Genomic DNA, 21,782 nt, shown 5'->3' on the forward strand with positions numbered 1-21,782 from the left:
ATGCTTCACCTCTCCGCGCTGCCCGGCGACCCCGGATTCGACACCCGCGCCGGGCTTTCGGCCGTGGTGGATCGCGCCAAGGAGGAGCTCGACGCGCTCCAGCAGGGCGGCGTCGACGGTGTGATGATCTCGAACGAGTTCAGCCTGCCCTACCTCACCAAGACCGAACCGATCACCGCGATCACCATGGCCCGCATCATCGGCCAGTTGCTCGGTGACATCTCGATTCCCTACGGGGTCAACGTGTTGTGGGACGGTCGCGCGTCGATCGACCTCGCCGTCGCCACCGGGGCACAGTACGTCCGCGAGATCTTCACCGGTGTGTACGCCAGCGATTTCGGGTTGTGGGACACCAATATCGGTGAGGTCGCCCGTCATCGCACCCGGATCGGCGGCGCCGGGGTCAAGCTCTTCTTCAACATCGTTCCCGAGTCCGCCACGTACCTTGCTCAGCGCGATCTCGCGTCGATCACCCGCACAACGGTGTTCGCCACGCTTCCCGACGCCATCTGCGTATCGGGGCTGACAGCCGGCGCCCCAACGGATCTCGAGGCGTTGTCCGTCGTCAAGAAGTCCGCGGGGACCGTCCCGGTGTTCGTCAACACCGGAGTCAGGGCCGAGAACGTCGCCGACCAGTTGGCGGTCGCCGATGGCGCGATCGTCGGGACGTACTTCAAGAAGGACGGCATCTTCGAGAACCCGGCTCAGCGCGAACGGGTGGCCGAGCTCATGGCCAATGCCAGGAGCGCCGGCTAGACCATCGCGATCGGCGAGACCGGCGCGCCGATCTCCAGCGCGCCGGCCAGTTCGCGGCTCACGTCGTAGTCGAACACCACGTGGCCGGAGATGACGTCGATGTCCCGTTTGGCGCGCTGCAGCGGGTTGTGCAGGAAATGCGCACTGGCGCCGGAGGATTCGAGTAGGTCGGCAACGACAGCACGGGACTCGTGCACGATGTGCGCGGCCGCCACCCGGGCTCGGGCACGGACCGTGCGCGGGATCCGGGTGCCGTCGGTGACCAAGCCCTCGATCAGTTCGACCGTGTCGTCCAGCAGGCCGTGCAGCGCGCGTAACCGCACCCGCGCATCGCCGAGGCGGATCTGCGCGGCCGGCTGTTGTTTCTGGGCCACCCCGGAATAGGCCAGCAGTCGCTCACCGAGGCGGGTGGCGAACCCGTCGGCGACCGCCTCGGCGGCACCGAGTGCCGGCATCGCCGCAAGCAGCGACAGCGCGGGCACCATCGGCCACCGGTAGGCGCTCGCATTGTGCAGCGCCGCACCCGGCGCGGTGCCGCCGTAGACGTCGACCACGCCGACCAGGCGGTGCTCGGGCACAAACACGTCGTTCACCAGCACATCGTGGGAGCCGGTCCCCCGCATCCCATCGGTGTGCCAAACATCCTCGACCGCAACGTCATCGAACGGCAACAGGGCCAGCGCGGGATACCTGGCGTCGTCGGGTCCGCACAGTGCGCCGACCATCACCCAGTCGGCGGCCATGATCCCGGTGGCCCAGGACCACCGCCCGGACAACCGCACGCCGCCGTCGACCGGCACTCCGCGACCGGTCGGTGCCAGCGGCGCCGGGCACAACACCGGCCCGTCGGCGAACACCTCGTCCTGCGCCTGCTCGCCGAACAGTGCCAGCATCCAGTTGTGCAGGGTGTAGAACCCCAACGTCCAGGCGCTCGACGCACAGCCATGGGCCATCCGGCGCACCGGTTCCAGAATGTCCGGGAACGGCGCCTGGTCCCCGCCGTAGCGAGCCGGCAACAACAGTCGCGGCAGTCCGCTGGCGCGGTAGTCCCCGATGGTGGCGTCAGGCAGGCGGCGCAGCTCTTCGGCCTCTGCGGCGCGCCGCGCCAGGCACGCCACGAAGTCGTCGCTGATCATCGATCGGACGCTACCATACCTTTTGGTATGGTTTAGTGCCGCAGCATGATGTCCAGGAATCGCTGTTGCTGCGCAGCAGCTTTCGAGCCCGGCGCCGATGCTGAGAGGTGCAGGAATCCGACACCGGCGGCGAACGTCGCATCGGCGCGCACGGCGGCCTCTTCGGTGCTGAACCCGTCGTCGAGGTAGGCCTGCCGCACCGCACGGCGCACCCGCCGATCGGACGCGGCCACCGCCGACGCGACATCGGCATCGGTGCGTGCCCACTCCCGCATCGCCCGCTCCAGCATCCAATGCCGTTGCCCCAGAAGGGCTCCCATCATCCGGCTGAGCCGCTCGCGCGGCGCAAGCCCGGCCAGCCGGGTGAACTCGGCACGGTCGGTGTCGTTCACCTCGGCCCAGGTATCGGCCAACGCGCGCCGATACGTACCGAGGTCGGTGAAATGCCAGTAGAAGCTGCCCTTGGTGGCACCCACCCGCTCGCAGAGCCGGCCGACGGTCAGCGCCTTGACGCCCTGCTCGGCGAGCAATGAGAACCCGGCTTCGACCCAGTCCGCAGAGCTCAGCATGGCGGGGAGGTTACGCCTCCGGGCTGGGGCCCCGGACTGCCTCGGCGGCCGCACGGATCTGCGGCGTCACCAGCATGACCTGGCCGAGCACCCCGTTGACGAAGCCCGGCGAGTCGTCGGTGGACAGCTCCTTGGCCAGCTCGACCGCCTCGTCGACGGCCACCGGTTCCGGAACGTCCTCGGCGTGCAGCAGCTCCCACACCGCGACCCGCAGGATCGCGCGGTCCACGGCCGGTAGCCGCTCCAGCGTCCAGCCCTGCAGGTGCGAGGTGATCAGTTCATCGATATGGGCCGTGTTCGCCGTGACGCCCTGCGCGACGGTCACCGTGTACGGATTCAGCGCCGACACGTCCACGTTGGCCTCGGCCAGCGCAGTGCGCCCCTCGGCGACCTCGGCCGGGGTCAGACCCCGGGCCTCGGCCTCGAACAGCAGGTCGACGGCACGCTTACGCGCCTGATGCCGACCCTTGTCACCCTTGCGGTCGGCCATATCAGGAGTTCACACGCCCCAGATAACTGCCGTCGCGCGAATCCACCTTGAGTTTGTCGCCGGTGTTGATGAACAGCGGAACCTGGATCTCGGCCCCTGTTTCCAGGGTCGCCGGCTTGGTGCCCGCGCTGGAGCGGTCGCCCTGCAGGCCGGGCTCGGTGCTGGCGACCTCGAGCTCGACGGTCACCGGCAGTTCCAGGTACAGCGGCGCGCCCTCGTTGAACGCGATCTGCACCGGCATGCCCTCCAGCAGGAAATCTGCCAGCCGGCCCACCAGCGGCTCCGGCAGCGGGTGCTGCTCGAAGTCCTCGGAGTCCATGAATACGAAATCCGAGCCGTCGCGGTAGAGGTAGGTGGCGTCGCGCCGGTCGACGGTCGCGGTCTCCACCTTCACCCCGGCGTTGTAGGTCTTGTCGACGACCTTGCCCGACAGCACGTTCTTGAGCTTGGTACGCACAAACGCCGGGCCCTTGCCCGGTTTGACGTGCTGGAACTCGGTGATCTGCCAGAGCTGGCCGTCGATGTTCAGCACAAGGCCATTCTTGAAATCGGCAGTGGATGCCACGGTCGGTCGTTCTCCTAGGTCAGGACGGTCAGTTCCTTGGGGAACCGGGTCAGTAGTTCGGGGCTTCGTTCGCCGACGACCAGGGTGTCCTCGATGCGGACACCGCCACGGTCGGGCAGGTAGACACCGGGTTCCACGGTCACCACGGAGCCAGCAAGCAGTGTACCGGCGGCGGCGGAGTTGATTCCCGGCGCTTCGTGGATCTGCAGTCCGACCCCGTGCCCGAGACCGTGCCCGAAGAACTCGCCGTAGCCGGCGTCGACGATCACCTGCCGGGCCGCGCCATCGACGTCACGAAGCTCCGCCCCCACCTCGAGAGCGTTGCGGCCGGCCCGCTGGGAGGCCGCCACCAGGTCGTAGATCTCCAGCTGCCAGTCGGCCGCTGCGCCGAGCACAAACGTGCGGGTCATGTCGGAGTGGTAGCCGCCGACCAGCGCGCCGAAGTCGATTTTGACGAAGTCGCCGCTGGCCAGCACCGCGTCGGTCGGCCGGTGATGTGGGATCGCCGAATTGGCTCCGGTGGCCACGATGGTTTCGAACGACGGCCCGTCGGCGCCGTGTTCGAGCATCAGCGCCTCGAGCTGGCGGCCGACCTCCCGCTCGGTGCGGCCCGGCCGCAGCCCGTCGCTGCTCACCAACACCGCCAGGGCTGCGTCGGCGGCTTCGCAGGCCAGCCGCAGCAGCGCGATCTCACCGGCATCCTTGATCTCGCGCAGCGCCTCGACGGTCCCGGAGGCCCGCACCAGCTCGGCCGTCGGCTGCTCGTCGACTTCGCGCGCCAGGGCGTCGAACCCGTCGACGGTGACGACGTGGCTCTCGAACCCGATCCGGCGGGCTCCGTCGGCCACCGCGCGGCCCACGAGGTGACGTCCGCAGGCCCGCTCGATGACGGTTTCCAGGTCCGGCGCCTGCTGTGCGGCCTGCGTCCGGTACCGCGAATCGGTGGCCAACACGTCGGGCGTGTCGCCCGCGAACACCAGAAGCGCCGCGTTCGACCCGCTGAAACCGGAGAGATAACGCACGTTGACCAGGTCACTGATCACGATTGCGTCCAGTCCGTCGGCGGCCAGTGCGGCTGCCAGCCGGTCCCGACGTTGGGAATGTGTCACGGTCGCTGACGGTACTCGCTACCCTGACTAACCATGACTACGTGGTTGTTGCGCGGACTGGCGTTCGCCGCCGGCATGGTGATCGTCCGGATCGTGCAGGGCACGCTGATCAACATCTACGAAACCAAGGCGGCACTGATCAGCGTCGTGCTGGTCGTGGTGTTCGGTATCGCGGCATTCCTGTGGGGTCTGATCGACGGCCGCGGCGACGCCAACGACAACCCTGATCCGGACCGCCGCCGCGATCTGGCGATGACCTGGCTGCTGGCCGGACTGGTCGCCGGCATCGTGAGCGGTCTGATCACCTGGATCGTCTCGCTGTTCTACAAGAACGTGTACGCCGAGGGCCTGATCAGCGAGGTGACCACCTACGCGGCGTTCACCGCGCTGATGGTGTTCGTGCCTGCCGTCGCCGCCGCGGCGATCGGGCGCTTCCTGGTCGACCGCAAGCGCCCCGACGAACCCCGCCGCCGTTACGGCGAGGCGCACGACGTGTTCGACGCCGTCGAGACCGAGGACCGTACCGGGCCGATCGCCGGACTCAGCCACGAGTCCGCGGCCACCGAGGCGCACACCTCGCCGGTGGCCACCGCCGAGCGCGACGAGCCGACCGAGCAGATCGACATGACGGGCAAGTCCGACAAGTCCTAGTCAGATCGCGTCCAGCGGCGCCCAGCCGCTGACGTCGAAACCGTCGTCGCTCGCGACGAGCACCGGTCCCCCATGTCCGGGGTAATGCGCGGGAAAGACCGTCGCCTTGGCCTGCGCGGCCTCGGCGAACACTCGACGCCGCGTGCCGCGGGCGGCGGCCGGGTCGACGTCGAAAGCGCACGCGTCGTCGGGCCTGCGGATCTGGATCGGGCAGTGCGTGAGGTCGCCGACGAACACGGCAGGGCTGCCTGCGTCGAGCCACAGCACCGAGGATCCGGGCGTGTGTCCGGCGGCCGGGCGCAGTCGCAGCGAGTCGCTGAGCTTCAGGTCGCCCGACCACAGCTGGATCTGGTCGGTCACCGGAAGCACGCTGTCGGCCAATACCGTTCGCATGCCCTCGTTTTCGCCGTCACCTCCGGGACCGAAGAAGCGGTAGTCGGCTTCGGGCATCACGTAGCGGGCGTTGGGGAACGTCGGCACCCAGCGTCCGTCGACCAGTTGGGTGTTCCAGCCGACATGATCGGTGTGCAGGTGGGTGTTGACCACGATGTCGACATCGGCCGGGTCGAAGCCGGCCGCGGTGAACGCGGCGAGGAAGTCGGTCGAGAGATGGTCCAGGGGCGGCATGTGCGGCCGGTCGCGATCGTTGCCCACCCCGGTGTCGACCACGACCACCAGACCGTCGACTTCCACCACCCAGGACTGCATCGCGATGCGCCACTGCTCGGCGCCGCGATCCCAGAAGTGTGGCTCCAGCAGGTCTGCGTTGTCGGCCCAGGCCTGCGCGGGGGTGTCGGCGAACAGCGATGTCCGCATCTGGACCTGAGTTTCGACGACGCGTGTGACGCCGGCCCTGCCCAGCGCCAGCCGGTTGGTCACGGTTGGTCGGGCGCGGTGTCCAGGGTGGCCAGGTAGCGCAGCGCCAGCAGGTAGCCCTGCACGCCCAGCCCGACGATCACACCGGTCGCAACCCCGCTCAGATACGAGTGATGCCGAAACTCTTCTCGCGCATGCACATTGGAGATGTGCACCTCGATCAGCGGAGCAGTCAGCTCGGCACACGCATCGCGCAGCGCGATCGAGGTATGGGTCAGGGCGCCGGCATTGAGGATCACCGGGTCGCCGGCGTCGGCGGCCGCGTGCAACCAGTCCAGCAGCTGGCCTTCGCTGTTGCTCTGGCGCACCACGGCGGTGAGTCCCAGTTCGGTCGCCTGCGTCTCGATCAGGGTGACGAGGTCGTCATAGGTTGTGCTGCCGTAGATCTCGGGTTCACGACGGCCGAGCCGGTCGAGATTCGGTCCGTTGAGCACCAGCACTGTGGTCACTTCGCCACCTCCGCATAGGCCGCTGCCAGCAGCGCCGGGTCCGGACCTTCCAGCCGCCCCGGCTTGGCCAGCCCGTCGAGCACCACGAACCGCAGCACCCCCGAGCGGGTCTTCTTGTCGCCGGCCATGCTCTCGACGAGTTCGGGCAGGGCGTCGGCGTCGTAGCTCACCGGCAGGCCCAGCGCCGTCAGCACCGCGCGGTGGCGCGCCGCGGTCTCGTCGTCGAGCCGGCCGGCCAACCGGCCCAGCTCCGCGGCGAACACCAGGCCCACCGAGACCGCCGCGCCGTGGCGCCACTTGTAGCGCTCGCGGCGTTCGATGGCGTGGCCCAACGTGTGCCCGTAATTGAGGATTTCGCGCAGCGCCGACTCTTTTTCGTCGGCGGCCACCACCTCGGCTTTGACCGCGATCGCCCGCCGGATGAGTTCCGGCAGAACCGAGCCGGCCGGGTCGACGGCGGCCTGCGGGTCGGCCTCGATGAGGTCGAGGATCTTCGGGTCGGCGATGAAGCCCGCCTTGACGATCTCGGCCATCCCGGCGACGAGTTCGTTGCGCGGCAACGTCTCCAGCATCGCCAGATCGACCAGCACGCCCGCCGGCTGATGGAAGGCGCCGACCAGATTCTTGCCGGCCTCGGTGTTGATCCCGGTCTTCCCACCGACCGCGGCGTCGACCATGGCCAGCAGCGTGGTCGGGATGTGCACGACGTCCACACCGCGCAACCAGGTGGCCGCGGCAAAGCCGGCCACATCCGTGGCCGCACCGCCACCGAGGCTCACCAGCGCATCCTTGCGGCCGATTCCGATGCGGCCCAGCACTTCCCAGATGAAACCGACAACCGGCAGGTCTTTGCCGGCCTCGGCGTCGGGAATCTCGATGCGATGTGCGTCGACCCCCAGCTCCGCCAGGTGCGCCCGGATCGCCTCGGCGGTCTGGGTCAGCACGGGCTGGTGCAGGATCGCCACCTTGTGCCGGCCGCCGAGCAGCTCACCGAGCTCGCCGAGCAGGCCGGTGCCCACGATCACCGGGTAGGGCGGATCGACGGCGACCTCGATGGTCACCGGCGACAGGGACTCAGTCATTTGCGAACTCCGGCGCGGCGAGCGGCCAGCGCCGCCGGGGTGGCGGGCGTGACCGGGGTGGACTCCACCGGGTCATCCGGTGGCGTTGGGGTGGAACCTTTTTCGGACGTCGATGATGAACGCCGCCATGGCGGCCTGCGCCTGCGGGGCGGCTGCGGATTCTCCAGACGCGAAATGATATGGCGCACAACGGCACCGGGATTGCGGCGATTGGTGTTGATTCGGATCGTGGCGACCCGACGGTAGATCGGCACCCGCTCGTTCATCAGCGTGCGGTACTTCTCGGCGTGGTCGGGCCCGGCCAGAAGCGGACGTACCGTGCTGCCGCTGGTCCGTCGCACACCTTCGGCGGCACTGATCTCCAGGAACACCACCGTGTGCCCGGCCAGCGCTTCACGCACCCCTGGGGTGGTGACCGCGCCACCGCCGAGCGACAACACGCCGTCGTGGGTGGCCAGGGCGTCGCGGATGACTTCTTCTTCGATGCGGCGGAATTCCTTCTCACCGTCGTTCGCGAAGATGTCGGCCACGGTGCGACCGGTCTTCTCCTCGATGGCGGCGTCGGTGTCCAACATCGCCACCCCCATCGCCTTGGCCAAGCGCCGCCCGATGGTCGACTTCCCGGAGCCGGGCAATCCGATCAGCACGGCCTTCGGCGTCATCGTGCTATCCCGACGCCCGCACTGGCGACTCGCGCGTCTCCGCGGGCATGCGCTCAGCCACAGCCTGCAGGTAGCCCTCGACGTTGCGTCGCGTCTCCTGCAGCGAGTCACCACCGAACTTCTCCAGCACCGCGCGCGCCAGCACCAGGGCGACCATGGTCTCGACGACGACGGCGGCGGCGGGCACCGCGCACACGTCGGAACGCTGGTGGATCGCGACGGCCTCATCACCGGTGGCCATGTCGACGGTGGCCAGCGCCCGCGGCACCGTGGAGATCGGCTTCATCGCCGCGCGCACCCGCAGCGGCAGACCATTGGTCATGCCGCCTTCCAGGCCACCGGCCCGGTTCGTGGAGCGCACCACACCGTCGGGGCCGGGGTACATCTCGTCGTGGGCCTGGCTGCCGCGGCGGCGCGCGGTCTCGAAGCCGTCGCCGATCTCGACACCCTTGATGGCCTGGATTCCCATCACCGCGCCCGCGAGCTGACTGTCCAGCCGATTCTCACCGCTGGTGAACGAGCCGAGCCCGATCGGCAGGCCGTGGACGACGACCTCGACGATGCCGCCCAGGGTGTCGCCGTCGCGTTTGGCCGCCTCGATCTGGGCGATCATGTCGGCTTCGGCGTCCTTGTCGAAGGCCCGGACCGGGCTCTCGTCGATGCGGTCGGAGTCGCCGGCGGCCGGCGGCGGTCCGTCATAGGGCGCCGACGCCCCGATCGAGATGACGTGGGAGAGCACCTCGACGCCGAGGGCCTGACGCAGGAAGGACCGGGCCAGGGTGCCCGCCGCGACGCGGGCGGCGGTTTCGCGGGCACTGGCCCGCTCCAGGACCGGGCGGGCGTCGTCGAAGCCGTACTTGAGCATGCCGGCGAAGTCGGCGTGACCGGGCCGGGGGCGGGTCAGCGGCGCGTTGCGCGCGACATCGAGATCCTCGGCGGCGACCGGGTCGGACGCCATCACGGTTTCCCACTTCGGCCACTCGGTGTTGCCGATCTCGATGGCGATCGGGCCGCCCAGCGTCTCGCCGTGGCGCACTCCGGCCAGCACGGTGACCTGGTCCTGTTCGAATTTCATCCGGGCGCCGCGGCCGTAGCCCAGGCGCCGGCGGGCCAGCTGATCGGCGATGTCGGTCGAGGTCACGCCGACACCGGCGACCATGCCTTCGACCACGGCTACCAGCGCGCGGCCGTGGGATTCACCGGCGGTCGTCCATCGCAACACGCGTCCCATCTTCCCACGTCGGTCACGGCAGACCCAATCTGCTTTCCCACCGCCAGGGGTTCGCCGCGCAACCAGCGGGTAACCCGCCCTGTGGGAGGAGATCATGCGCAACGCGGTCATCGTCGCCGCAGCCGGCTGCGTGATGTTCCTGGTGGCGCTGATCAGCGGCAGCGTCTGGGCCGCGGCCGGGGTTATCGCGTTGGCGCTGGCCGGACTGGGACTGGTCGCCGCGGACCTGCGTCGGGAGCGCAACGGCGAGGAGTCAACCGGCGTCGCGCCCGTGCTGGTGCCGGAAAATTTCGCTCCCGACATCACCGACGGTGTCACCGGCGACGTAACGGAGCCCGACCCGGAAGGGGATGAATACGGTGAATACGACTTCCCGTTCGGCGAGCCCCTCCCGGCCCCGGCGGATAACGACACCCGAATCGCCTAGTCCTGAAAGGACTCGATGACCACCGCACAACCGCAGACCGATCCGCGTTCGCTCGACCATGCCCGACGCACCGTCGATGCGGTGTCGGCCGCCTTTTCCGCGACCGTGGTCGGGCAGGACAACCTGCGGGAATCGCTGCTCATCGGGCTGGCCGCCGGCGGCCATGTCCTGATCGAGAGCGTGCCAGGGCTGGCCAAGACCACGGCCGCCCGCGTGGTCGCCGAATCCATCCACGGCGGCTTCCACCGCATTCAGTGCACCCCGGACCTGCTGCCCAGCGACATCATCGGAACCCAGGTGTACGAGGCTGCGACCAACCGGTTCGTCACGCAGCTGGGGCCGGTGCACACCAACATCGTGCTGCTCGACGAGATCAACCGTTCCAGCGCCAAGACCCAGAGCGCGATGCTCGAGGCGATGGAGGAACGCCAGACCACCATCGCGGGCACCGTCTACCCCATCGACGAGCCGTTCCTGGTGGTCGCCACCCAGAACCCCGTCGACCAGGAGGGCACCTATCCGCTGTCGGAGGCCCAGACCGATCGGTTCATGCTCAAGGACGTCGTGGCCTACCCGTCGGTGGCCGAAGAGGTCGAGATGATCCACCGGTTGGACGCCGGTCTGTTCGACAAGGACCGTCGCCGCGGCGCGGTGGTCGGCCTCGACGACATCCGCGCCCTGCAGCGGGTGGTGCGCGGCGTGCAGATGGATCCGGCGCTGATGCGCTACGCCAGCGAACTGGTCGCTGTCAGCCGCAACCCGCAAGTGTACCTGGAGCCCAAGCTGGCCCGGCTGGTCGAGTACGGCGCCAGTCCACGCGCCACGATCGCGTTCTGCCGGGCCGCCCGCGCGCTCGCGGTGCTCTCCGGGCGCAACCACGTCATCCCCGACGACATCGCCACACTCGCCCACCGCATCCTGCGGCACCGGCTGATCCTCGGCTTCGAGGCGGCCGCCACCGGCGTCACCTCCGAGACGGTGATCGACGCCATCCTGCACGCGGTTCGAGTGCCCTGAGGCATGGGTCAGCATCTCAACCGGGCCAAGCGGTTCTTCGGCACTGACACCCGCGGTCTCCTGGAAGGCGGCCGCTACGCGCTGCTGCACACCCGCAGCATGGAGTTCGACGACCTGCGCCCGTACGTGCCGGGCGACGACGTCCGCGACATCGATTGGAAGGCCACCGCGCGATCGGGCACGGTGCTGATCAAGCGTTTTGTGTCCGAGAAGCATCACAAGATCCTGCTGGTTGCCGACGCGGGCCGGAACATGACCGCACTGGCTGCCGGCGGTGAAACCAAACGCGATGTGGCCGAGGCCATTCTGGGCGCGTTCGGGTTGATCACGCTGGGCCGCTCGGATGAGATCGGGATGGTGTTCGGGGACGCCCGAGGGTGTGTGAGCATCCGGGCCGGCCGCGGTGAGACACATATCGAGGGCATGCTCGACCACTTTTACCGGCACACCACCACCAGCCCGGGGCCGAGCAGCATCGAAGACCAATTGCGCTATGTGGCAACGCATTACCGCCGACGGATGTTGGTGGTCGTGGTGTCCGACGAGCCTGATGTGACCGCCGGCCTCGACGAGATCACCGCCCGGTTGGCGGCCCGCCACGACGTGTTGTGGGCTTTTGTGTCCGACATGCCCGCGGTCAGCGGTGACAGCGACGGCTATGACGTCACCACCGGTGCGGTGGTGCCCAGCCGGACCCGGTTGGGCCGGCGGGTCGAGGTCGCCTACCGACGCGCCGAGCAGCGCAGGCGGGCGCGGCTCGAAGCGTTCCTGACCACCCACGCGATCCCGTTCACCGCGATCGGGCGCAGCGACGAGATCCGGTCGCGACTCACCGCCATGGCGGAGGTGTTCGCCCGTGCCGGGTGACCTGTTGCGCTTCGTCGGCGGCCCCACGCCGTACTCGTCGTGGTGGCTGTGGCTCGCGCTCGTCCTGCTGGTGGTTGTGATCGTCTGGTATGCGGCGGTTTTCGTGGTGACCCTACCCAACGACCGGCTTCGCGAGCTGCCCGCGTTCGGCGATCTGCATGCCCGGCTGACGCGGCGGCGCTTCGCAGGCGGCATCCGCCACATCATCGACCTGCGACGCCGCGGCGAGTTGTCCGATGCGCAGGCCTACGACCAGATGAGCCACACCGTGCGCAGCTTCCTGCATCAGGCCACCGGGGTGCGTGCGCAGTATCTGCACGTCAACGAGATCGCGGCGGGGACGCTGGCGCCGGCAGCCCCGCTGATCGCCGCGTTGCGCGACGCCCGATTCGGCGCCGGTACCGACGCCGACCCCGATCGGTTGGGCGCGCAAGCCGAGGAGTTGATCCGCTCGTGGACCTGAGGTGGTGGCCGATCGCCCTGACCGGGGTGGCATGCCTGGCCGTCTGCGTGGTGATCGCCGTGACCCTGCCGACAGCGAAAACCGACCGGATGCTGCGGCCGCTGGCCCACATCGACCGGCTGACCGCACTGCCCGAGTACGCCCGGATCCGGCGGCGCGAAACCGCCCTGGCGGCAACGACGATCGCACTGCTGGTGGCCCTGTTCCTGACCGCCGCGTTGACCGCCGCACGGCCGTCGGGATCGGGGCGGGAATTCGACGCGCTGCACCCCGAGGACGTGATGCTGTGTGTCGCGGCGCCGGTCACCGACGGCACCACCGCGCAGTTCCTCAATCACTTCGCCGCAAAGGCAACGACTTTCGACGCCCAGCGGATCGGGTTGACCTCCCCGACGGTGCGAGTGCTGCCGCTGACCCGTGACTATCAGTACGCCGCCCAACGTCTTGGCGACTACGGCGCGCCGACCCCGCAGCAGGCCGCGCAGTTCGCCAAGTCGGTGACGTACACCGACTATGCGCCCAGCCTGCGGGACACCCTCGCGTTGTGCATGACCGGTTTCGGCACCGAACCCACCACTCACCGCCGGTCGCTGATTTATCTGGGGCCCAGCACATTCGGGCCCGGTGACGGGCGCACCCTGTTCACCGAGCAGCAGGTGGCCGACATGGCGGACAAGGCGGGCATCCAGGTGAACGCCATATCCCGGGTGGATGTCAGCGATGCCGCCCAGCGCGGTGACGCCGAGCTCGACGCTCTCACCGGCCGCACCGGCGGCCGGTTCTTCCGCTATCACTCCGCCGGGCCGGGCGGTTCGGATCCCACCCTGACCGATGATCTGCAGGCGATCGCCGCCAACCCTGCCCCGGTGGTGCTGCCCGGCGGCGCGCGGATCAGCGGACAACTGCCGGACGAGCCCGGCCCGCTGCTCATCACCGGGCTGGCGGCCGCCGCCCTGCTGGGCGTGGCCCTGGTGGTGGCGCGCCGATGACTATGCATCCCGTGCTGCCGATCGCCATACTGCTGGTGCTGGCAGCCGTCATCGTCGGCGCCCGGGCCGTCACCCTGTCGTCGGTCCTGGCCCACCCCGGCGATCGTCGACGGGCGGTGCTGTTGCGCTGGGCTGCAACAACAGTGGCGATGCTGCTGCTGGTCGTCGCGGCCGCGCGGCCCGGCATCGAGTCGCCGGCCCAGGCCCAACCCGATCGCGATGCGGCCGCCGTCAGCCAGGGCGTGAACACCAACGTGTTCTTCGTCGTCGACCGCTCCGTGGATTCCCGGGTCTCCGACTACGGCGGGGCGACGCGGATGTCCGGTATCCGCGCCGATATGGCGGCGATCGTCGACACCTATCCGAAGGCACGGTTCGCGGTGATCGGTTTCGCGTCGGACCCGGAAATCGACTGGCCGCTGTCCGAGGACGTCTGGAGTCTGACGGCCGCGATCGCGGGCCTCTCCCCGTACGTGAGTGTGCCCCCGGATGCCGCCGCTGCGGTGAATGCCGGGGCGGCGGCCAATCTGCTGCGCTACCAACTCATTCAGGCGACCCAGCAATACCCCGGCGCGCGGAACCTGGTGTTCTACTTCGGCGAGGGCGCCGGCGGGTCGACGGCAACGCAGGCCCGCTTCGAGACGGGCGACCGGGTGTCCGGCGGCGCGGTGTTCGGCTACGGCACCGCGGCCGGTGGCCCGATTCCGGGCGCCTACGTCGACGGCGCGGTCACCTACCTGTCGGATGCCCGCTCCGGCGGACCGGCGATCTCCACACTTGACGAGGGCCGGTTACGCCGTGTCGCAGATGAACTCGGTGTTCAGTACGTGCATCGAGACCCGGCTCAGCCGGTGACGCGCGTCCTGCCGACGCTGCGGCCCGACGGCGGTAACGAGGCCGCGTCGTTATCGTCCACCCCGGCTCCCGAGCGCGTCGAGCTGTACTGGTTGCTCGCGTTGCTGGCCGCCGTCCTGCTGCTGCCCGAGATCTATCTGACGGTGCGGGAGTTCTGGCGACACCGCACATCGCGGCGGGAGGCGCGGTGACGGCCGGCCGGTTGCGGTTGCGCCGGCGGCTGCTGCTGTGGTCGGCCCCGGTGGTGCTGCTGGCGGTGGTGGCGGCTGTCAAGATGATGTCGGTTGTGGTGGTGGGCAACTCGGCGGTGTCGCATTTTCACCGGGGCGACGGAGCGGCGCTGCAGAACGACGCGTCGAGGCTGGGCGTGCTCGATGTGATCGAGCCCGCGAAGGCGCCGTTCGCACAGGGATCCGCCGCGGTCCTGGAGGGCCGCCTCGCCGATGCCGACACCGAATTCTCCCGCGCCCTGGCCGGCGGCCAGTCCTGCGCGGTGAGCGTCAACCTGGAGCTGGTGCGCGAGACGCAGGGCGACGTTGCGGCCGCCTCGGGCCGGACCGACGCAGCCGGCGAACGGTATCGCAGCGCGCTGCGCGCCGTCGCCGAGGCGCCCGCGGGCTGCTTCGCCGGAAATGACGACCCGCAACCCGACCGGCGGACGGTCCGCGCGGAGGCCGACGCCCGGCTCGCGGCGAAAATCGCTGCACTGCAATCTGTTCCGCCGCCACCGCCACCGGAACTGGATGCCGTACCACCGCCCCCGCCGCCTCCGCCGCCGCCGGCCGGTGCGGCACCGGCAGATTCCGATACACCGCCGCCGGCACTCGGGCCGTCGGGCCAGGGATTGTCCGATATCGCACCCGACCGGCTGCCCAGTCCCGGAGCCCCGCCGTCGCCGCCCCACCAACTCGGTGGCGGCGATCCCATGGACCGGCTACGTCAGCTGCTCACCGACGCCGCATCGTCAGGCAGCGACTCGGGATGACGCGGCTGCTCAGGCGATACCGGACTCGGACTTCCTCGCGTGCAGCAGATATCCCGGGAACTGCAGCCGTCCGAGTTCATCTCGCTCGAAAGGCAGCACCAGATCTGGAAGTCCAGGCAGCGCTTCCACTTTCGCCAGGATGGGCGCGGGGCGAATGAAGTCGACGTCAAAGTACCGTCCGACGGCGGCGTGAAGCTCGTAGGCGTCGACTTCATTGGGCTTGGACTCCATCTCAGCGGGGTACGCGCCCTTGGCGAAGACGAGGATGTAGTAGTCGGCGCCCGCGGCAGCGGCGCGATGCACGGATTTCAGGTATGCGTCGCGCTTGTCCACCGGTAGTGCATGGAACAACGTGCAGTCGACCACGCTGGAGAACCGTCCGTCCTGACCTGACAAGGCGGTGATATCGCCCTGTTCGAATGTTGCACGGGACAGGCCCCGTTGGGCCGCCGACCGCCGAGCCCATGCCACCGCCGTCTCGGAAAGCTCCACACCCAGCACCGTGCAGCCGGCCGCAGCCAACGCCAGGGACACCTCACCGTGTCCGCAGCCGGCGTCGAGGACATCGCTGCGGAACGCGCCGGCCCGGATGAGGTCGGCGATCACGGGTTGTGGCTCACCGATGTTCCACGGCGGCGGCCCGTCGAAGAATCCGTCTTCCCGGTAGGCGCCGTCCCAGTCCAGTGAATCGATCGTCATGCATTCCACGGTAGCGCCGGATTTCCGCAGCTAGAGCGGGGTTTTCGTGTGGACCTTCTCACGTTGTCAAGCGGGGCGGCACCTGCTCGGAGCTGGTGGGGAGTCGGCGTCAGAACACCACCAGCGCCGCGGCGGCCAGGCTCGCCAGACACATCGACGGACCGTGCGGCACGCTCGCTGTTCGGTCCCGCACAGCCACCGCGACCGCCAGCACGGCCGTCAGCACCGGCGCACCCAGAGCGGCAAGCAGCCATACGTCGGATCCGAAAGCGCCCGTCAGTCCCCCGACACCCAGCGCCAACTTCACATCACCGGCACCCAGTCCAGTCGGAACCGCAAGGTGCACAACAAGATAGAGCGCGGCCAACGCCAATGCGCCTGCCAGCGCGGGTAACCCACGACCACACGCCAGAGCACCAGCTAGAACCGCGGCCGCTCCGGGGAGCGTCAGGAAGTTGGGCAGCCGCCGGTGGCGCACGTCGAACACCGTCAACGCCATCGCCCACAGCAGCACGATCCCGACCACCACAGCGCGCATGGGCGGACGTTAGCCCAGTGCGGCCGCCATCTGCTCTCGCGGCGCCGGCCGGCCTGTGAATTGTTCGACCTGACTGAACGCCTGGTTCAGCAGCATCTGCACACCGCTGATCACCTCACCGCCGCTGTCCAGCACGGCTGCGGCCAGCGGGGTGGGCCACGGATCGTAGATCGCGTCCAGCAACACCGGCACGCCGGCGAACACCCCGGCGTAGGCGGCTGCGGCGTCGGCGGGGATGGTGCTCACCAGAACATCGGCGGTCGCCACCACTGCCGGAAGCCCGGCGTCGGTCAGGTCGTAGAAGTCCGCGGTGACCTCGACTGCCCGGCCCAGATCCAGCAGCCGGGCCGCCTTGTCACGATTGCGGGCGACGACGGTGACCTCGGTGACGCCGAGGTCGGCCAGCGCCACCACCGCCGCGGGCGCGGTGCCGCCCGACCCCAGCACGATGGCCCGCCGCAGATGGCGGACGTGTCCCAGCGCACCGGCGACCCCGTCGATGTCCGTGTTGTCGGCGCGCCAGCCGCGACCGGTGTGCACCAGGGTATTGGCCGAGCCGACCAGTTCCGCGCGTTCGGTTCGCTCATCGGCGACCGCGAGCGCGGCGAACTTGCCCGGCATCGTCACCGACAGCCCGACCCATTCCGGACCGAATCCCCGCACCAGGGGCGGCAATTCGGCGGCCGTGCATTCGATGCGCTCGTAGGTCCAGTCGGTCAGGCCCAGCGCCCGGTACGCGGCCAGGTGCAGCTGCGGCGACTTGGAGTGCGCGACCGGCGAGCCGAGGACTGCGGCTTTCATGACTAGCGTGCTCCAGCTCGATTTGCCCTCTTCACTTCGTTCATCGGGCCCCGGCTCGATTTGCCCTCTTCACTTCGTTCATCGGGCGGAGTCGAGCACGCCGTTGCGTCGTGCCAAATCGATATTCGCCAGGTGCTGCTGGTAATCCCGGGTGAACAGTGTGGTGCCCTCGGTGTCCACCGTCACGAAGTAGAGCCAGTCCCCCGGTTCGGGGCGTTCGGCAGCCGCCAGCGCGTCCTGGCCGGGCGAGCAGATCGGAGTGGCCGGCAAGCCTTCCATGGCGTAGGTGTTCCACGGTGTGACCTGCCCCCGGTCGCCGTCGGTGGTGGCGACTTCCTGGCGGTCCAGCGGATAGTTCACCGTCGAATCGAATTCCAGCTTCTGCGGCACGCCCAGCCGGTTGTAGATCACCCGGGCCACCTTGGCGAAATCGTGCGGCTTGGCCTCACGCTGCACCAGCGAGCCGACGATCAGGATCTGATACGGCGACAGACGCATCACCGCGGCGGTATCCAGCAGGCCGACGGCGACGTAGTGGTCGGCGCTCTGTCCGACCAGCTTGGCCAGGATCTCCTGCGGGGATGCCGACGGATCGACGTTCCAGGTGCCCGGCGCGATCAGGCCCTCCAGCCTGCGGTGGTTCTTGCCCAGCGCGGTCACCGGCTGCGCAGCCCACTCCGGCACGTTCAACTCCGCCGGCGGCGCCTGCTCGGCCGCACGGCGCAGGTCCTCGGCGGCGACGCATTTCTGCTGACCGTTCGCCGGGATACAGGTGGACTTCGAGATCAGGGTGAAGATGCCGTCGGTGACCTTGCCCGAGCCGACCTCGGCGATGTCGTCGAGTTGCCGACCCTCGGGGATCACCAGCTTGCCCACCCGGTTTTTCGGGTCGGCCAACCGATCGACCGCCGCCGACGCTGACATCTCGGTCCGCACCGTGTAGAAGCCCGGTTGAATCGCGGCGATCGAGGCGTTGTTCTTGGCCGCGTCGACGAATCCCTTGATGTTGGAGATGACGTTCTTGTCGCGCAGCGTCTGACCGATCTGGGTGGTGGAGTCACCGTCGTGCACCTGGATGACGACGTCGTCCTTGCCCTCGCCGGCGTAGCCGCTGTCCCCACTGAAGAGCTTGGCACCCAGATACACCGCCGCCACCACGACCACCACCAGCAGGGCAGCCGCCCCGGCGCCGATCATCCTGCGCCGGTTGCGGTTTCGCTTGGCACGGACACGCTCGAGGCGGCTCAGCTTGCGCCGGGGCCGACCGACCGCCACCGGACCGGACCGGTCGTCATAGCCGTCAGGCATCGTCGCTCCCGGCGCTCGTCGTTTCCCGGGTCGCTTCCCCCTCCGAGGCGTTCCGGCGCTGGTCGAGCCAGCCCTGCAAGATCCCCACCGCGGCCGCCTGGTCGATGACGCCGCGTTGAGCCTTGGCGCGGACGCCGGCCTCCCGCAACGACCGCTGGGCGACCACCGTCGTCAATCGTTCGTCGGCCAGCCGGACCGGCACCGGCGCGATGCGTTCGGCCAGCGCGTCGGCTACCTCGACCGCGTCCTGCGCCGACGTTCCGGCCCGGTCGGCCAGTGTGCGCGGCAGTCCGACCACCACCTCGACGATGTCGTGTTCGGCGACCAGCGCGCTCAGCCGGCGCAGATGCTTGCCGGTCCGCTCACGACGCACCGTCTCCACCGGAGTGGCAAGGATGCCGTCGGGGTCACTGACCGCCACGCCGATGCGCACCGTGCCCACGTCGACGCCGAGCCGTCGCCCTCGCCCGGGATCGTCTGCGCCGGGCCGGTTGGGCACACGGTTCTGTGCGGGGAGCACTGACGCTAGCTCCGCGCGATCTCTGCGCGAACCGCCCCCAGTGCCGCATCTATTCCGGCTGGGTTCTTGCCGGATCCCTGCGCCAGATCAGCCTTGCCGCCGCCCCGCCCGTCGACAGCCGAGGAGATGTGTGTGATGAGTTCGTTGGCGCGCAGGCCGGCGTCCTGCGCGGCCGGATTGGTCGCGACCACAAACGGAACGGTGCCTTCGTCACCCTCGCTGATGAGCACCACGACCCCGGGCTCGGAGCCCATCTTGCCGCGGATGTCACCGACCAGGGAGCGCAGATCACCGGCGTTCATCCCTGCCGACATCCGCTGCGCCACGAGACGGACCTTACCCACCTGCTCGGCACCTGCGGCGGCGTTCGCCGCGGCAGCGCGTGCGGTGGCCAGCCGGACCCGGTCGAGCTCCTTCTCAGCGGCCTTGAGCTTCTCGACGAGGGTGGCCACCCGGGCCGGCACCTCGTCGGAGGGCACCTTCAGCGACGAGGCCAGACCGGCCATCAGCGCGCGTTCCTTGGCGAGGTGGCGGAACGAGTCCAGGCCGACGTAGGCCTCGACGCGGCGCACCCCGGAGCCGACCGACGACTCACCCAGGATCGTGACCGGACCGATCTGCGCCGAGTTGTGCACGTGGGTGCCGCCGCAGAGCTCCAGGGAGAACGGCCCGCCGATCTCGACCACCCGGACCTCGTCGGGGTAGGACTCGCCGAACATCGCCATGGCGCCCATCGCCTTGGCTTTCTCCAGCTTCTCGTTGAAGGTGTGCACCTCGAAGTCGGCCTGTACAGCCTCGTTCGTGACTTCCTCGACCTGCGCCCGCTGGTCGTCGCTCAACGCGCCCTGGTAGTTGAAGTCGAACCGCAGGTAGCCCGGCCGGTTCAGCGAACCGGCCTGAACGGCGTTGGGGCCCAACACCTGCCGCAGTGCCGCGTGCACCATGTGGGTGCCGGAGTGGCCCTGGGTGGCACCGCGGCGCCACTCCGGGTCGACGGCCGCGGTGACGGTGTCACCCTCCACGAACTCGCCGGACTCGACGTTGACCCGGTGCACCCACAGGGTTTTGGCGATCTTCTGCACATCGGTGACGGCGGCTTTGGCCGACGCGCTGCCACCGGTGCCGGAAATCGAGCCGGCATCGGCGATCTGCCCGCCGGACTCGGCGTAGAGCGGCGTGCGGTCCAGCACTATCTCGATGCGCTCGGCAGCTTGCTCACGCCCGCCGTGCGCTACCACCGGCACCCTCTTACCGTCGACGAAGATCCCGAGAATTCTTGCTTCAGAAGTCAATTCGTCGAATCCGGTGAACTCCGTCGGCCCGGCGTCGACCAGCTCGCGGAACGCCGACAGGTCGGCGTGGGCGTGCTTGCGGGCCGCGGCGTCGGCCTTGGCGCGGCGGCGCTGCTCGGCCATCAGCTCACGGAAGCCCAGCTCGTCGACGCTCAGGTCGGCCTCGGCCGCCATCTCCAAAGTGAGCTCGATCGGGAAGCCGTAGGTGTCGTGCAGGGTGAACGCCTCCGAACCGCCCAGCACGGTTTTGCCCGCCGATTTCGTTGCGGCGGCGGCCTCCTCGAACAGCCTCGAGCCCGACGCCAGTGTCCGGTTGAACGCGGTTTCCTCGGCCACCGCGATGCGCTGGATGCGGTCGAAATCGGTGACCAGTTCCGGATAGGACGGGCCCATCGCGTCGCGGACGGTGACCATCAGGTCCGCCATGATCGGCTGCTCCACCCCGAGCAGCTTGGCCGACCGGATGATGCGGCGCAGCAGCCGGCGCAGCACGTAGCCGCGACCCTCATTACCGGGGGTGACACCGTCGCCGATGATGATCGCCGAGGTACGGCTGTGGTCGGCGATCACCCGGTAGCGGACGTCGTCCTCATGCGAGCCCTGGCCGTAACCGCGCGGGGCCCAGCCGCTGACAATGTCGATCACCGGCTTCAGCAGGTCGGTCTCGTAAACGTTGTCGACGTTCTGCAGCAGGCAGGCGATGCGCTCGACACCCATGCCGGTGTCGATGTTCTTGCGCGGCAGTGGGCCGAGGATCTCGAAGTCGTCCTTGGACGTGCCTTCGCCGCGCTCGTTCTGCATGAACACGAGATTCCAGATCTCGATGTAGCGGTTCTCGTCGGCTTCCGGGCCGCCCTCGACGCCGTACTCCGGGCCGCGGTCGTAGTAGATCTCCGAGCACGGCCCGCACGGTCCGGGGATGCCCATCGACCAGTAGTTGTCGGCCATGCCGCGGCGTTGGATACGTTCCGGCGGCAGTCCGGCGACCTCCTGCCAGAGCTGCTCGGCTTCGTCGTCGTCGTAGAAGACGGTCGCCCACAGCCGCTCCGGGTCGAACCCGTAACCGCCCTGCTCGACCGGCTTGGTCAGAAGCGACCAGGCCAGCTCGATCGCGCGGCGCTTGAAGTAGTCGCCGAACGAGAAGTTGCCCGCCATCTGGAAGAAGGTGTTGTGGCGGGTGGTGATGCCCACCTCGTCGATGTCGGGGGTGCGGATGCATTTCTGGATGCTGGTGGCCGTCGGATACGGCGGCGTGCGCTGGCCGAGGAAGAACGGCACGAACTGCACCATGCCCGCGTTGACGAACAACAGGTTCGGGTCGTCGAGGATCACCGAGGCACTCGGTACCTCGGTGTGGCCCGCTTGCACGAAGTGATCCAGGAATCGCTTCCTGATCTCGTGTGTCTGCACTGGGTTTCCTTGCGTTCGGGGTGCGGCTCGACGGA

Annotated in this window: 25 protein-coding genes; 9 read left to right on the forward strand and 16 right to left on the reverse strand. The window is 69.0% G+C overall.

Translation table 11 applies throughout. The features are described from left to right. Complete coding sequence (locus tag D3H54_RS16770; RefSeq protein WP_149380002.1) at positions 1-756, forward strand: BtpA/SgcQ family protein; 756 nt, start codon at positions 1-3, stop codon at positions 754-756. Here D3H54_RS16770 and D3H54_RS16775 read toward each other — a convergent pair. From D3H54_RS16775 to D3H54_RS16795, 5 genes are read right to left on the reverse strand one after another with little or no spacing between them, the layout of a single operon-like run. Then, positions 753-1,892 carry an acyl-CoA dehydrogenase family protein gene (locus tag D3H54_RS16775; protein WP_149380003.1) on the reverse strand — a complete coding sequence of 380 codons (1,140 nt, stop codon included), beginning with the start codon at positions 1,890-1,892 and terminating at the stop codon, positions 753-755. The two genes, D3H54_RS16770 and D3H54_RS16775, sit on opposite strands and share 4 nt — an antisense overlap. A gap of 32 nt (positions 1,893-1,924) precedes the next feature. Next, positions 1,925-2,461 (reverse strand): TetR/AcrR family transcriptional regulator, encoded by a 537-nt coding sequence (locus tag D3H54_RS16780; RefSeq protein WP_149380004.1) that lies wholly within the window; start codon positions 2,459-2,461, stop codon positions 1,925-1,927. A 10-nt stretch (positions 2,462-2,471) separates the two neighbouring features. Then, complete coding sequence (gene nusB, locus D3H54_RS16785; RefSeq protein ID WP_149380005.1) at positions 2,472-2,951, reverse strand: transcription antitermination factor NusB; 480 nt, start codon at positions 2,949-2,951, stop codon at positions 2,472-2,474. Between the two features lies 1 nt (position 2,952). Next, on the reverse strand, positions 2,953-3,516 hold the full coding sequence (gene efp, locus D3H54_RS16790; protein ID WP_149380006.1) for an elongation factor P: 564 nt from the start codon (positions 3,514-3,516) through the stop codon (positions 2,953-2,955). A 14-nt stretch (positions 3,517-3,530) separates the two neighbouring features. Further along, positions 3,531-4,625, reverse strand: a complete 1,095-nt coding sequence (locus D3H54_RS16795) for an aminopeptidase P family protein (protein WP_149380007.1) — start codon at positions 4,623-4,625, stop codon at positions 3,531-3,533. 33 nt (positions 4,626-4,658) lie between these two features. Between D3H54_RS16795 and D3H54_RS16800 the strand changes: the two genes are divergently transcribed. Continuing rightward, complete coding sequence (locus tag D3H54_RS16800) at positions 4,659-5,276, forward strand: B-4DMT family transporter (protein ID WP_149380008.1); 618 nt, start codon at positions 4,659-4,661, stop codon at positions 5,274-5,276. Here the strand turns inward: D3H54_RS16800 and D3H54_RS16805 are convergent, their stop codons facing one another. Genes D3H54_RS16805 through aroC form a run of 5 tightly spaced genes read right to left on the reverse strand, consistent with a single transcriptional unit; the run spans position 5,277 to position 9,567 of the window. Beyond that, on the reverse strand, positions 5,277-6,155 hold the full coding sequence (locus tag D3H54_RS16805) for an MBL fold metallo-hydrolase (protein ID WP_149380009.1): 879 nt from the start codon (positions 6,153-6,155) through the stop codon (positions 5,277-5,279). After that, a complete protein-coding gene (gene aroQ / locus D3H54_RS16810; protein ID WP_149380010.1) occupies positions 6,152-6,601 on the reverse strand; it encodes a type II 3-dehydroquinate dehydratase in 450 nt (149 codons plus the stop codon). The genes D3H54_RS16805 and aroQ overlap by 4 nt, the downstream gene beginning before the upstream one ends. Next, a complete protein-coding gene (gene aroB / locus D3H54_RS16815; RefSeq protein WP_149380011.1) occupies positions 6,598-7,683 on the reverse strand; it encodes a 3-dehydroquinate synthase in 1,086 nt (361 codons plus the stop codon). The genes aroQ and aroB overlap by 4 nt, the downstream gene beginning before the upstream one ends. Then, positions 7,680-8,345, reverse strand: coding sequence for a shikimate kinase (locus tag D3H54_RS16820; protein ID WP_149380012.1), 666 nt, complete (start codon positions 8,343-8,345; stop codon positions 7,680-7,682). The genes aroB and D3H54_RS16820 overlap by 4 nt, the downstream gene beginning before the upstream one ends. 4 nt (positions 8,346-8,349) lie before the next feature. Further along, positions 8,350-9,567 carry a chorismate synthase gene (aroC, locus tag D3H54_RS16825; RefSeq protein ID WP_168214893.1) on the reverse strand — a complete coding sequence of 406 codons (1,218 nt, stop codon included), beginning with the start codon at positions 9,565-9,567 and terminating at the stop codon, positions 8,350-8,352. Positions 9,568-9,670: 103 nt separating this feature from the next. On the opposite strand from aroC, the gene D3H54_RS16830 reads away from it, so the two are divergent. Genes D3H54_RS16830 through D3H54_RS16860 form a run of 7 tightly spaced genes read left to right on the forward strand, consistent with a single transcriptional unit; the run spans position 9,671 to position 15,179 of the window. Beyond that, the gene (locus D3H54_RS16830; protein ID WP_149380013.1) at positions 9,671-10,003 is read left to right on the forward strand and encodes a hypothetical protein; all 333 of its coding nucleotides are present in this window, start codon (positions 9,671-9,673) and stop codon (positions 10,001-10,003) included. A gap of 15 nt (positions 10,004-10,018) precedes the next feature. Then, positions 10,019-11,020, forward strand: a complete 1,002-nt coding sequence (locus D3H54_RS16835) for an AAA family ATPase (RefSeq protein ID WP_149380014.1) — start codon at positions 10,019-10,021, stop codon at positions 11,018-11,020. Positions 11,021-11,023: 3 nt separating this feature from the next. Then, positions 11,024-11,887, forward strand: coding sequence for a DUF58 domain-containing protein (locus tag D3H54_RS16840; protein ID WP_149380015.1), 864 nt, complete (start codon positions 11,024-11,026; stop codon positions 11,885-11,887). Next, positions 11,877-12,350: a hypothetical protein gene (locus D3H54_RS16845; RefSeq protein WP_149380016.1), complete on the forward strand. Its 474-nt coding sequence runs from the start codon at positions 11,877-11,879 to the stop codon at positions 12,348-12,350. Before D3H54_RS16840 ends, D3H54_RS16845 begins: the two co-directional genes overlap by 11 nt. Then, positions 12,341-13,339: a vWA domain-containing protein gene (locus D3H54_RS16850; protein ID WP_149380017.1), complete on the forward strand. Its 999-nt coding sequence runs from the start codon at positions 12,341-12,343 to the stop codon at positions 13,337-13,339. The genes D3H54_RS16845 and D3H54_RS16850 overlap by 10 nt, the downstream gene beginning before the upstream one ends. Continuing rightward, positions 13,336-14,385: a vWA domain-containing protein gene (locus tag D3H54_RS16855; RefSeq protein WP_149380018.1), complete on the forward strand. Its 1,050-nt coding sequence runs from the start codon at positions 13,336-13,338 to the stop codon at positions 14,383-14,385. The genes D3H54_RS16850 and D3H54_RS16855 overlap by 4 nt, the downstream gene beginning before the upstream one ends. Further along, entirely contained in the window at positions 14,382-15,179 is a 798-nt protein-coding gene (locus D3H54_RS16860; RefSeq protein WP_286198902.1) for a hypothetical protein, read from the forward strand. The genes D3H54_RS16855 and D3H54_RS16860 overlap by 4 nt, the downstream gene beginning before the upstream one ends. A 9-nt stretch (positions 15,180-15,188) precedes the next feature. Here D3H54_RS16860 and D3H54_RS16865 read toward each other — a convergent pair whose 3' ends face one another. The 6 genes from D3H54_RS16865 to alaS form a co-directional block, all read right to left on the reverse strand. Further along, positions 15,189-15,878 carry a class I SAM-dependent methyltransferase gene (locus D3H54_RS16865; RefSeq protein ID WP_149380020.1) on the reverse strand — a complete coding sequence of 230 codons (690 nt, stop codon included), beginning with the start codon at positions 15,876-15,878 and terminating at the stop codon, positions 15,189-15,191. Positions 15,879-15,987: 109 nt separating this feature from the next. Further along, positions 15,988-16,416, reverse strand: coding sequence for a prepilin peptidase (locus tag D3H54_RS16870; RefSeq protein WP_149380021.1), 429 nt, complete (start codon positions 16,414-16,416; stop codon positions 15,988-15,990). A gap of 9 nt (positions 16,417-16,425) precedes the next feature. Then, positions 16,426-17,217 (reverse strand): shikimate dehydrogenase, encoded by a 792-nt coding sequence (locus D3H54_RS16875; RefSeq protein WP_149380022.1) that lies wholly within the window; start codon positions 17,215-17,217, stop codon positions 16,426-16,428. 78 nt (positions 17,218-17,295) lie between these two features. Further along, positions 17,296-18,525 (reverse strand): endolytic transglycosylase MltG, encoded by a 1,230-nt coding sequence (locus D3H54_RS16880; RefSeq protein ID WP_149380023.1) that lies wholly within the window; start codon positions 18,523-18,525, stop codon positions 17,296-17,298. Further along, positions 18,518-19,045 (reverse strand): Holliday junction resolvase RuvX, encoded by a 528-nt coding sequence (gene ruvX, locus D3H54_RS16885; RefSeq protein ID WP_149380024.1) that lies wholly within the window; start codon positions 19,043-19,045, stop codon positions 18,518-18,520. Before ruvX ends, D3H54_RS16880 begins: the two co-directional genes overlap by 8 nt. Before the next feature lie 5 nt (positions 19,046-19,050). Continuing rightward, positions 19,051-21,747, reverse strand: a complete 2,697-nt coding sequence (alaS, locus tag D3H54_RS16890) for an alanine--tRNA ligase (RefSeq protein ID WP_149380025.1) — start codon at positions 21,745-21,747, stop codon at positions 19,051-19,053. Between the last annotated feature and the right edge of the window lie 35 nt (positions 21,748-21,782).

The organism is Mycobacterium sp. ELW1 (assembly GCF_008329905.1).
GTDB lineage: Bacteria > Actinomycetota > Actinomycetes > Mycobacteriales > Mycobacteriaceae > Mycobacterium.

Coding starts and splice junctions, on each gene's coding strand:
- aroB (WP_149380011.1), bottom strand. CDS start 7,683: ATGACTGAGTCCCTGTCGCCGGTGACCATCGAGGTCGCCGTCGATCCG.
- D3H54_RS16830 (WP_149380013.1), top strand. CDS start 9,671: ATGCGCAACGCGGTCATCGTCGCCGCAGCCGGCTGCGTGATGTTCCTG.
- D3H54_RS16775 (WP_149380003.1), bottom strand. CDS start 1,892: ATGATCAGCGACGACTTCGTGGCGTGCCTGGCGCGGCGCGCCGCAGAG.
- nusB (WP_149380005.1), bottom strand. CDS start 2,951: ATGGCCGACCGCAAGGGTGACAAGGGTCGGCATCAGGCGCGTAAGCGT.
- D3H54_RS16820 (WP_149380012.1), bottom strand. CDS start 8,345: ATGACGCCGAAGGCCGTGCTGATCGGATTGCCCGGCTCCGGGAAGTCG.
- D3H54_RS16855 (WP_149380018.1), top strand. CDS start 13,336: ATGACTATGCATCCCGTGCTGCCGATCGCCATACTGCTGGTGCTGGCA.
- D3H54_RS16880 (WP_149380023.1), bottom strand. CDS start 18,525: ATGCCTGACGGCTATGACGACCGGTCCGGTCCGGTGGCGGTCGGTCGG.
- D3H54_RS16870 (WP_149380021.1), bottom strand. CDS start 16,416: ATGCGCGCTGTGGTGGTCGGGATCGTGCTGCTGTGGGCGATGGCGTTG.
- D3H54_RS16840 (WP_149380015.1), top strand. CDS start 11,024: ATGGGTCAGCATCTCAACCGGGCCAAGCGGTTCTTCGGCACTGACACC.
- D3H54_RS16780 (WP_149380004.1), bottom strand. CDS start 2,461: ATGCTGAGCTCTGCGGACTGGGTCGAAGCCGGGTTCTCATTGCTCGCC.
- D3H54_RS16800 (WP_149380008.1), top strand. CDS start 4,659: ATGACTACGTGGTTGTTGCGCGGACTGGCGTTCGCCGCCGGCATGGTG.
- D3H54_RS16835 (WP_149380014.1), top strand. CDS start 10,019: ATGACCACCGCACAACCGCAGACCGATCCGCGTTCGCTCGACCATGCC.
- D3H54_RS16875 (WP_149380022.1), bottom strand. CDS start 17,217: ATGAAAGCCGCAGTCCTCGGCTCGCCGGTCGCGCACTCCAAGTCGCCG.
- D3H54_RS16865 (WP_149380020.1), bottom strand. CDS start 15,878: ATGACGATCGATTCACTGGACTGGGACGGCGCCTACCGGGAAGACGGA.
- D3H54_RS16770 (WP_149380002.1), top strand. CDS start 1: ATGCTTCACCTCTCCGCGCTGCCCGGCGACCCCGGATTCGACACCCGC.